Raw genomic sequence first — 9,592 nt, forward strand, 5'->3', positions numbered from 1 at the left:
GCCCCAGGAGACGGCGCCCGCGGAGTCCGCCCCTGCCGCCGCGCCCCAGCCGGTGACGCCGGACGTGGCGCCGCCGGTGTCCGCCACCCCGGAGTCGCAGCCCTCCACGGGCTCCTCCACCTCGGAGCCCAGCCTGGACTTCGACCTGCTCGCGCCGGAGGCGGAGGCCACCGCGGGCCTGTTGGATCCGGAGCTGGAGGGTCAGCTCAAGACGCGCCGCACCATGCTCCTGCTGCACCAGGGCCTGGGCCTGGGCATGGCGGGTGGCCTCACGGCGGCCACGGTGCTGGGGCAGATCCAGTTCAACCGCTCGTTCCGGGGCGGCGGGGATGACCGGTCGCTGCTCGCGTGGCACCGGGGCGTCGTCATCGGCACGTCGCTGCTGTTCGCCACGGTGGGCGCGCTGGGCATCCTGGCGCCGGATCCGGTGGAGCGCGCCTTCCAGTGGGACTCGGTGACGTTCCATAAAATCTTCATGGGCCTGGCCACCGCCGGCATGGTCGCGCAGGCCGTGCTGGGCATCCTGGCCACCCACAGCTACGGCGAGCTGCAGGAGCCCAAGTACGCCACCGCGCACCAGGTGGTTGGCTATGCCACGCTGGGCTGTGTCGCCGCGGGCATCGTGACGCTCACCTTCTGACGTGAACCCCCCTGCCGTGAATGTCTCCGCGCGCCGGCCGTTGTGCGGAGGCAGAGCCGTACCCCCTCTGGAGGACGCCGTGATTGTTCGACGACTCGCCACGCTTGCCGCCCTGATGCTCGCGCTCCCCGCCGCCGCGCAGGACGCCCCGCGGCTGTACTCGGTGAAGAAGGACGCCAGCACGCTCACCTACAAGCTCATCCACAAGCTGCACGAGGTGTCCGGCAAGGCGCCCCCCAGCGAGGGCAAGGCCGTGCTGAAGCCGGACGGCACCCTCCAGGTGGCCGTGCGCGCGCAGGTGAAGGACTTCGACTCGCAGAACTCCAACCGCGACACGCACATGCTGGAGGTCACGGAGGCGGCGAAGTTCCCGCTCATCGAGCTCAAGGCCGTGGCCACCGGCGTGAAGCCCCCCGCGACCTTCCCGGGCTCCGTGCCGGTGACCCTCAAGGGCAAGCTCACCTTCCACGGCGTGACGAAGGACGTGGAGGTCCCCATGACGGTGAAGTTCACGTCCGCCAAGCAGGTGACCGCGGACGGCACCTTCGAAGTCAGCCTGGAGGGCTACAAGATTGAGCGCCCCACGCTGCTGATGGTGAAGGTGGATGACAAGCTGGTGTTGGAGCCCCACCTCGTCTTCCAGGAGGGCACGTGAGCTCGTCGCGTCGCGACTTCTTCAAGAAGCTGTTGGGCACGGGCGTCGCCGTCGCGGGGATCCCCGCGTGCGCGCCGGACATCGACCCCTCGCCGCTGCTGGACGTGCCCGCCCCGGGTGAGGACGGCATCGTGTCGCTGGTGGTGCAGCGCTACCCGGACCTGTCCCGCGTGGGCGGCTCGGTGACGCTGCGCTTTCCGGGCGGCTCCGGGCAGGAGAACCTGCTGGTGGTGCACCCCTCGGACAGCACCTACGCGGTGCTGTCCGCCACCTGCACCCATGTGGGCTGCCCCATGGGCTTCGATGGCAAGGAGGCCGTGTGTCCCTGCCACCTGTCGCGCTTCGACCTGACGGGCGCGGTGACCAACGCGCCCGCCACGGTGCCGCTGAAGTCGTACGTGGCCACGTACAACGCGGGCACCCAGGTGCTGAGCATCTCGCTCAAGTCCGGTGACGACAACTTCCCCTCGGTGGTCAACGGGACGCTGACGCTGACGTTCGCCCAGTTCCCCGCGCTCCAGGACACCGGCGGCATGGTGAGCGGCAACCCCAACGGTTACGGCAAGACGGTGTTCATCTTCAAGCTGGAGGACGGCACCTATTCGGCGGTGGACTCCATCTGTCCGCACCAGGGCTGCCCGGTGGAGTTCGAGTCGAGCGTGGACGGGCTGCTGTGCCCCTGCCATGCGTCGACGTTCACCAAGACGGGTGCCCGCATCGACGGGGTGGCCACGTCCGACCTGAAGAAGTTCACCACGGCCGCGACCACGACCGAGGTGGTCGTCACCATCGCGTGAGGCGCGGGCTTCGTGCGCCGCGCCTCACGGGTGCGGCTAGCGGAGCCGGCTCCAGAACGAGCGCCGCGAGGAGATGCGCTCCAGCGCGTCCTGCAACTCCTCGTCCTGATCCGCGCGGCTCGCGATGTCCCCCATCGCGATGATGCCCACGAGCCGGTCGTCGGGCTCCACGACGGGGACGCGGCGCACCTGTCTGCGGCCCATCAGGTCGATGACGCCGTGCAGGTTCTCCTCCGGCAACACCGCCTCGATGTCCTCCGTCATCACGTCCGCCGCGCGCAGGCCGTCCACCGCGCGGTCGCCGGTGAAGGCGCGCAGCGCCAGGTCCCGGTCCGTGACGAGCCCCAACAGCCGGCCTTCCGCGTCCACGATGGGCACGACGCCGCAGTCCTCTTCCTTCATCAACTGCGCCACCTCGCGCAGGGTGCTGTCGCGGCGGGCGGTGCGCACCGCGCGGGTCATGATGTCGCGCGCGGTGAGCGGCTCGCGCTGCCATCTGCGTCGCGAGGTCGTGCCCGAGGGGCTCGGCGTCGAGCGCGCGGGTTGTTCGCGGGACACCTGGGGTCGGCGGTCGCGCAGGAGCGGCTCCTCGCCGCCGTAACCGGTGCGGTCCCAGTCGCGGTAGTCGGCGCGCTGGGGATGCATCTCCAGCTCCTGGTCCCCCATCACCCGGCCGGCGACCTGCCCGGAGGGGCGCACGCTCCGGTTATCGCGTCCGTAGGCGCCCTGTCCGGTCGTGGAGCGCACGTCGTCGCGTCCGTGGGGATTCTGGATGGCCACGGGGCGCACGTCCTGTCCGTCCCGAGCACCGGCGGAGCGCACACTCCGCTCTTCGCGGTCACGGGGCGGCTGTCCGGTGGCGGCGCGCACGTCCCGGTCGTCGCGGCCGTACGGGCCCACGCTGCCTCCGTGCTCGCCCTCGCGGTCCTCGCGCCAGGTGCCGGTGTCATCCACGTCGGTGCGCACCTGGCCCAGGCGCCACGCGGCGGCGCGGTGGAAGCGTCCCTGGCGCTCGGACGGTTCCTCATCGCGCGCGGGGTTCCACCCGCTCACGTCGGACTCCGCGCGCTCCCGCGAGCCCGGGGGGGCCGTGTCCGGTGAGCGGTGCGTGGCCATGGCGTCGGTGGGCGGGGTGGAGCGATCCGCGCGCCCCAGGTCGTGCCGCCCGTTGCCGTTGCTGTAGTCCTTGGTTCCCATGTGCGTCGCAAGCCTCCTGGCCTGACGAACATGGGAAGCCGCACGAAGCGCGCAAAGCTCCAACCGACCGGGAGCGGCGACGGTTGCCCGTCCGCCCTGCCGGGTGCCAGCGCGGACGTCAGGCGACGGTGAGCGCCTCGCCCAGGTGCACCAGTCCCCGGAAGTCCTCCAGGTCCGCGCCCGCGTCCGGCGCGGCGATGGCCATGGCGCCCAGGGGCAGCCCCTCCGCCAGCCGCGCCAGCAGCGAACGGTGGGCGTTCGCGCGCGCGTCCTCCACGCCCGCCAGGTGCTCCAGCGCGAGCACCGCGTCGGTGTCCACGGCGTTGAGGGCGTGGGGCTTCAGGTTGGCGGCCGGGGCGAGCCCATCCTCGCGCGCCCAGCTCCGGTTGAGCACGTAGCCCGCGAAGGGCAGGCCGCGCGCCTGGAGCGTGTCCTTGAAGAAGGTGGCCTCACGCAGCGCGGCGGCCTCCGGCGAGGTGACGAGCAGGAAGGCCGCGTCCTTGGACGCCAGCTGCGCACGCAGCCGCTCCGTGTGCAGCCGGATGCCGGCGAACAGCCCGCCGAAGGCCCCCACGAACGTGCGCATCTCCTGCGCGAAGCCTCCGCCGAAGACGCCATCCAGCACCTTGCCCACCAGCGCCTGCGCGCCCTGCCACAGGCGGCCGGTGCGGCCGGAGTCGGGCCCGAAGAGCGAAATCACCCGGTCATCCAGGAAGCGCGCCAGCCGGCCCGGCGCCTCCAGGAAGTCCAGCGCATGGCGGCTGGGCGGGGTGTCCAGGAGGATGAGGTCGTAGTGGCCGTCCGTGAGGAAGCCGTCCAGGGCCTCCGCGGCGGCGTACTCCTGCACGCCCGCGACCAGCTCCGACAGGAAGCGGTACAGCCGGTGGTCCAGGATGGAGCGCGCGGCGCTCTCCGTGGCGGACAGCTTGCGCACCATGCGCTCGAAGACGACGCGCGGCTCCAGCATCCACACGTCCAGCCGGCCCTCGCCCCGGGGGCCGTCCGCGTAGAGCCGCTCCGGGGGCACGGTGGTGGGCTCCGGGCCGTTCTCCTTCAGCCCCATGGCCTCCGCCAGCCTGCGCGCCGGGTCGATGGTGAGCACCAGCACGTGGCGCCCCGCGCGCGCCGCGGCCACGCCCAGGGCCGCCGCCGTCGTCGTCTTGCCCACCCCTCCGGCGCCGCACAGGACGATGACCCGCTTGTCGCGCAGCATGGCGTCCAGGTTCATGGTGTGGCCTCCCGGCCGCCGGGATGGGCGGCCTCCTCGAGTGTGGGCACCAACAGCTCCGACAGCCGCTCCACCAACGCCGGCCCGGTGAGCGCCAGGTCCGGCAGCCCCCATTGTGGCACGGCCGTGCCCGCCTGGAGCCGCTGGCGGGCCTCCCGGGCGCGCTCAAGCCGCTCCAGCGCCCGCTGGCCCCGGTGCGGCCCATGGGTTTCCAACAAACGCCCCAGCGCCGCGAGTGACTCCGGCGTGAAGGGGTCCTCCGGCAGCCGGTTGAGCACCGCGACGGACAAGGGCAGGCCCACGTCCTTCAGCTCCTTCGCCAGCGACAGCGTCTCGCTCACCGGCAGGGGCTCCGGCAGCGTCGTGAGCACCACGCCGGTGCGCTTGGGGTCCTGCAACAGGTCCAGGCCCTCGCGCATCGCGCGGCCAATGGGTCCGCCCGGGATGAGCGACAGGAGGCTTCGGGGCAGCGTGGCCAGCGCCATCGCGTGGCCGGTGGCGGGCAGGTCCAACACCGCCAGCGGGTACAGGGGCCGGCCATCCGGGTGCGTGCGCCGCACCAGCGTCAGCATCTGGTACAGCAGCCCCATCTCCTTGAGCGCGGGCCCGGCCTCCAGGAAGCGCCGGAGCGCGCGCGAGCGCAGCGCGGCCTCCGCCAGCCACTTCGCCGGCAGCGTCTCCTCCAGGAACTGGCGGTGACCCTCGGAGGCGGACAGGCGCACGAAGGACAGGTTCGGCCGCACCGGGACCACCTTGGCCCCGGCGTCCTTCGCGCCCACCAGGCCCGCCAGGTGGGACGGACCGCCCTCGTCCGGGGACAGCTCCGCCAGCAGCACCGGACGCCCGGAGCGCGCCGCCGCCACGGCCATGGCCGCGGACAGCGTCGTCTTCCCCACGCCGCCCTTGCCCGACACGAGCACGGCGCGCTTGTTCCACAAGGAGTCCAGCACCACGCCCCCATCCACCGCGCCTTCGCGCGAGACCCTTCACAGTGAGCAAGGAGGCGCGCCCCGACAACCGGTCAGGGATGCACCCACCGGCGACCGTCCGCACGGCCGCCTGCCGGCAATCATAGCGGCTTCTGTTCACCACCCGGCAGACCCTCCCCCCACGGAAAAAACCGCGCCGGACACAGGGCGTTCACCCGGCGCCGTTACCCCGCGTGCGAGTGTCGACGGCGCGACGGGACCCGGCCGCACCCATCCCACGGGGCCACCCCCGGCGCGCGGGAGCGGGACCCGTGAGGTCGCGTGTGGACACATCACCCGGGAAAGAGGGCGTCACGGACTGGTGACGTTGCTCCGGTTTTGAGTACCCTCGGAGACTCTGCGTGGGAGAGGGTATGGCAGCGCTACGGGAATGGGTCTTCGGGGCACAGCGCGTGTCGCTGGAGTCGTCCGACGTCCTCTGGGCGACGATCCGCGGCACCTTCTCCGAGGAGGAGGTGCACCAGCTCATGGGCGTGCTCCAGGAGCTGCACGCCCAGTTGGGCGGGCCCTTCTACCTCGTGGTGGACCTGGGCAGCTCCATGGGGCCCATGACGGATGGCACCGCGCTGCCGCTGGCGCCGCGCAAGTACCTGGCCGAGCACGTGCGCCCGGAGTGGTTCCGCGCCGTCGTCTTCTTCGGGGGCAAGCGCTCCCAGCGCGAGGTGCTGCGCGCGCTGGTGGTGGCGCTCCAGTTCACCGGGCGCACCAGGCTGAACGCCTGCTTCCTGGAGACCCGCAAGGAGGCCCGCGAGTGGCTGGACGCGCACCGCGAGCGCCACGCCCTGCCTCCCGCCGGACCGCTCCCCTGAGGACGGGGCGCGGTCGGCGGGCGCTGCTTCAGTGGACGGCCCAGCGCTCGGCGATCTCCTCGCACGCGAGCACCACGTCACCCAGCCGGCGGATGTGCGCGCGCGGCGCGACGAACAGCGACCCCGCGAACACGTCCACCACGGTCATCAGCCGGTGGTCCGCCGGGCCCAGCCGGCACAGGTGCTGCTCCGCGAAGCGCTGCAGCAGCGTGCCGATGTACTGCCCCGACCGCTCGTCCAGCGGGTGCGTCTTGGAGAAGTAGAGCTTCATCAACCCCACGCGCGGGTTGCCCTGCTTGTCCAGCCGCTGCACCACCACCTCCGGGCGCACGCTGATGGTGACGCCGGCCATCTCCAGCACCGGCGGCTCCGCGCCCACCGGGCTGATGATGGCGTCGTCCAAATCCAGCCACGGCACCAGGTCCGCGAAGCGCTCCAGCGCCTCTGAACACAACTGCATGCGCTGCGCCTCGAACTCCGACGTCGGCACCGCGCAGGCGAAGCGGCGCTGCGCTTCACGCAGCACGTTCATGTCCAGGCCGCGGCAGAGGAAGTCGGTGACGGCGTACGACGCCTCCGGGTAGCGCAGGTACTGCGCGTCCGGCGGGTGCTTCTGGTCGTGGATGATGCGCTTCCTGCGGGCGGGCGTCGCGATGAGGTACTCGCCCAACTTGTTGACCGACACTCGCGGCATTTCACGGGTTTCCGGCACGGTGATTCCCCCTCTGGAAGGCTGTCGGAATGGGTACACAGTACACAGGGGGTCTGACATCCAAAGGACAGGCAGGACATGCCCTTCAGGGCAGGTTCGCGGAGCGGCTCTTCCCTGGGATGGCGGGAGTCGGCGTAGGGTGGGGGCAGGCCTGAACGGGGGGAGTGAACCGAATGGATCAATCACGCGAGTGGACGTGCGGCGCGCATCGCATCCGGATGCTGGCGCCGGACGCGTTGCATACGCGGTACGTGGGGTTGGTGGGATTGCAGGATGCGAAGTGGTGCCTGCGCGTCTACGAGGAGATGGCGGCCCACGGGCCGTTCTACCTGGTGGCGGAGGTGCCGGGTTCGGAGCTGCCGGCCGAGTCGCGCAAGTACCTGGCGAACAACGTCCGCGCGGAGTGGATGCGCTCGGTGGTGTACGTGGGCTCCGACCTGTCGCAGCGGGTGGTGGGCAAGGCGATGTCGGTGGCGATGCTGCTCACCGGGCACGCGGCCAGCTTCGACACGGTCTTCGTGGACACGATGACGCAGGCGCAGGCGTGGGTGGACGCCCACCGCCTGGAGCACGCGCCGCGCCGCGTGGGGTGAGGCCCTCCCAGGGCACGCGACAAGGGCCAGGACGGGGCACGGTGTGCCCGGCTCCTGGCCCGGTTGTTTTGAAGGATGTCTGTCTTTCGCCGGTCAGCGTTCGCGGTCCGGCATGCGGTCCGGGTGGCCGTAGCGGTACACGTCGGAGAGGGGATTGGTGCCCGCGTCGCTGCGGGGACCGTCGCCGTCCGGCATGTCGTCCAGCGAGGCGCCGGGAGCGCGCTCGCGAGGGTCGTACGGATGCATGCCGCTGGCGTCGCGGGGCGTCAGGTCGCGGTCGTCCGCGTCGCCGGCCTCACGGGGACGGACGCCCTTCTCGTCGGCTTCGGTGAGCTCGGGGCGGTCATCGTCGTCCGTGTCGGGGCGCGGGTGGGCCTTGCGGTCCGCCTCTTCATCGCGAGGCGAGGAGGACGTGGAGCCCTGGCCCTCGCGGGGCGCGGCGGAGTCGTCCCGAGGCGCTCCGGTCGGGCGCCCGTAGAAGTCCTCGGCGGGCTGCGGGGGCGTCTGACGCTTGTCGTTGTCGGCCATGATGGATTCCTCCGTCCGACTGAGATTCGTAACGGTCCCCGTGTCCAGCAACCTGCTCCGGCACCGACCCCGGTGAGGCCGGAGGGCAGGCGACCGGGCGTCGTGGCGGTGTCACGGCGACACCAGGAGGATGCTCCCGGCGAGCGCGGGCGCTTCGTCGTCACCGATGGCGCGCACGTGGCCGTAACCCAGTTGTCCGGCGGTGTTGAAGCCCCAGCACAGCGCGCGGCCGGTGGCGAGCACGGCGCAGGTGTGCTGCCCCCCGGCGGTGAGGAACACGGCGGGGGCGCCGCCCACGTCGATGCCGGTCGCCGGGGGCGCGGACAGGGAGCGGACGCTGGCCTGCCCCAGCCGGCCCCGGGCGCCGTTGCCCCAGCACTTGAGCTGGCCGGACTCCAGCAGGGCGCAGGTGTGCTGGGCGCCCGCGGCCACCTGGACGGCGCGCAGGCCGGAGCCCAGCTCCACCTGGGTGCGGGGCGTGGCGTAGTCGGGGTTGCCGTTGCCCACCTGCCCCGTGCTGTTGGCGCCCCAGCAGCGCACGGCGCCGGAGTCCAGCAGCGCGCAGGTGTGGTTGGCGCCCAGGGCGAGCTGCACGGTGGCGCCGCCCACGTCCACGTCGCCCGCGGTGGAGGGCAACTCGGTGTCACCCACATCGTCGTCACGGGTGTAACCCAGTTGCCCGAAGCTGTTGGCGCCCCAGCAGCGGATGCGGCCGGAGAAGAGCAGGGCGCAGGTGTGGTTGCCGCCGGCGACCAGGTCCTGCACGGGCGCGCCCACGGGGACGTCGTCGGTGGGCGGGGCCTCGTCGTCGCCCAGGTTGAGGACGTGGCCGTACCCCAGTTGTCCGCGCGCGTTGGCGCCCCAGCAGCGCACGCGGCCGGAGGTGAGCAGGGCGCAGGTGTGGTTGTCGCCCGCGGTGATGCGCAGCGCGCGGGCCCCGCCCAGGGGGACGGTGCCCACGCTGGCGATGGGCTCGTCGTCACCGAGGGTGCGCACGTGGCCCAGGCCCAGTTGTCCGAAGGCGTTGGCGCCCCAGCAGCGCACGAGGCCGGTGGAGAGCAGGGCGCAGGTGTGGCCCAGGCCGGTGGCCAGCTGCACGGCCTTCTCCCCGGGGGCGAGGGGCACGGGGCCCAGGGACGCGGGCGTCTCGTCGTCACCGACGTTGGCGGTGCCGGTGTAGCCGAGCCGTCCCTGCGCGCCGCTGCCGAAGCAGCGCACGGAGCCGTCGTTGAGCAGGGCGCAGGTGTGGCTGTCCCCGGCGCGAAGCTGGGCGACGTCGGTGGGGCCGCCCGTCTGGACGGGGGCATCGGGGAACTGCTGCGCGCCCAGGCGGTAGGTGGCGGTGGTGCGGCCTCCGGCGGCGTCGGTGACCTGGAGCGTGAGGTGGCCCTGGAGCGACGGGGCGTAGTGCTGGAGGACGGTGGGGTTGGCCTGGGTGGTGAAG

The 9,592-nt window shown here is 72.3% G+C and carries 11 protein-coding genes; 5 read left to right on the forward strand and 6 right to left on the reverse strand.

From position 1 onward, the window contains the following. The 3 genes from D7X74_RS34890 to D7X74_RS34900 all read left to right on the forward strand — a co-directional run. Nucleotides 1–640, forward strand: a 640-nt coding sequence (locus D7X74_RS34890; RefSeq protein ID WP_120537318.1) for a hypothetical protein, incomplete at its 5' end; no start/stop codon positions are given. A 79-nt stretch (nt 641–719) separates the two neighbouring features. Further along, nucleotides 720–1,295 carry a YceI family protein gene (locus D7X74_RS34895; protein WP_120537319.1) on the forward strand — a complete coding sequence of 192 codons (576 nt, stop codon included), beginning with the start codon at nt 720–722 and terminating at the stop codon, nt 1,293–1,295. Then, nucleotides 1,292–2,092 (forward strand): ubiquinol-cytochrome c reductase iron-sulfur subunit, encoded by an 801-nt coding sequence (locus D7X74_RS34900; protein ID WP_120537320.1) that lies wholly within the window; start codon nt 1,292–1,294, stop codon nt 2,090–2,092. Before D7X74_RS34895 ends, D7X74_RS34900 begins: the two co-directional genes overlap by 4 nt. 36 nt (nt 2,093–2,128) lie before the next feature. Here the strand turns inward: D7X74_RS34900 and D7X74_RS34905 are convergent, their stop codons facing one another. From D7X74_RS34905 to D7X74_RS34915, 3 genes are all read right to left on the reverse strand, one after another. After that, entirely contained in the window at nt 2,129–3,289 is a 1,161-nt protein-coding gene (locus D7X74_RS34905; RefSeq protein WP_120537321.1) for a CBS domain-containing protein, read from the reverse strand. Nucleotides 3,290–3,407: 118 nt separating this feature from the next. After that, nucleotides 3,408–4,517 carry an ArsA-related P-loop ATPase gene (locus D7X74_RS34910; protein ID WP_120537322.1) on the reverse strand — a complete coding sequence of 370 codons (1,110 nt, stop codon included), beginning with the start codon at nt 4,515–4,517 and terminating at the stop codon, nt 3,408–3,410. Beyond that, entirely contained in the window at nt 4,514–5,470 is a 957-nt protein-coding gene (locus D7X74_RS34915; protein ID WP_233595945.1) for an ArsA-related P-loop ATPase, read from the reverse strand. The genes D7X74_RS34910 and D7X74_RS34915 overlap by 4 nt, the downstream gene beginning before the upstream one ends. A 389-nt stretch (nt 5,471–5,859) precedes the next feature. Between D7X74_RS34915 and D7X74_RS34920 the strand changes: the two genes are divergently transcribed. Beyond that, nucleotides 5,860–6,315: an STAS/SEC14 domain-containing protein gene (locus D7X74_RS34920; protein WP_147444515.1), complete on the forward strand. Its 456-nt coding sequence runs from the start codon at nt 5,860–5,862 to the stop codon at nt 6,313–6,315. A gap of 28 nt (nt 6,316–6,343) precedes the next feature. Here the strand turns inward: D7X74_RS34920 and D7X74_RS34925 are convergent, their stop codons facing one another. Then, nucleotides 6,344–7,027 carry a hypothetical protein gene (locus D7X74_RS34925; RefSeq protein WP_120537324.1) on the reverse strand — a complete coding sequence of 228 codons (684 nt, stop codon included), beginning with the start codon at nt 7,025–7,027 and terminating at the stop codon, nt 6,344–6,346. 173 nt (nt 7,028–7,200) lie between these two features. On the opposite strand from D7X74_RS34925, the gene D7X74_RS34930 reads away from it, so the two are divergent. Then, nucleotides 7,201–7,620: an STAS/SEC14 domain-containing protein gene (locus D7X74_RS34930; RefSeq protein ID WP_147444514.1), complete on the forward strand. Its 420-nt coding sequence runs from the start codon at nt 7,201–7,203 to the stop codon at nt 7,618–7,620. 93 nt (nt 7,621–7,713) lie between these two features. Here D7X74_RS34930 and D7X74_RS34935 read toward each other — a convergent pair whose 3' ends face one another. Both D7X74_RS34935 and D7X74_RS34940 read right to left on the reverse strand, forming a co-directional pair. After that, nucleotides 7,714–8,148, reverse strand: a complete 435-nt coding sequence (locus tag D7X74_RS34935; protein WP_233595944.1) for a hypothetical protein — start codon at nt 8,146–8,148, stop codon at nt 7,714–7,716. Between the two features lie 111 nt (nt 8,149–8,259). Next, the coding region (locus tag D7X74_RS34940; RefSeq protein WP_370450838.1) for an RCC1 domain-containing protein at nt 8,260–9,592 on the reverse strand (1,333 nt) is incomplete at its 5' end.

The sequence above is a fragment of the Corallococcus sp. CA047B genome, assembly GCF_003612065.1.
Lineage (GTDB): Bacteria > Myxococcota > Myxococcia > Myxococcales > Myxococcaceae > Corallococcus > Corallococcus praedator.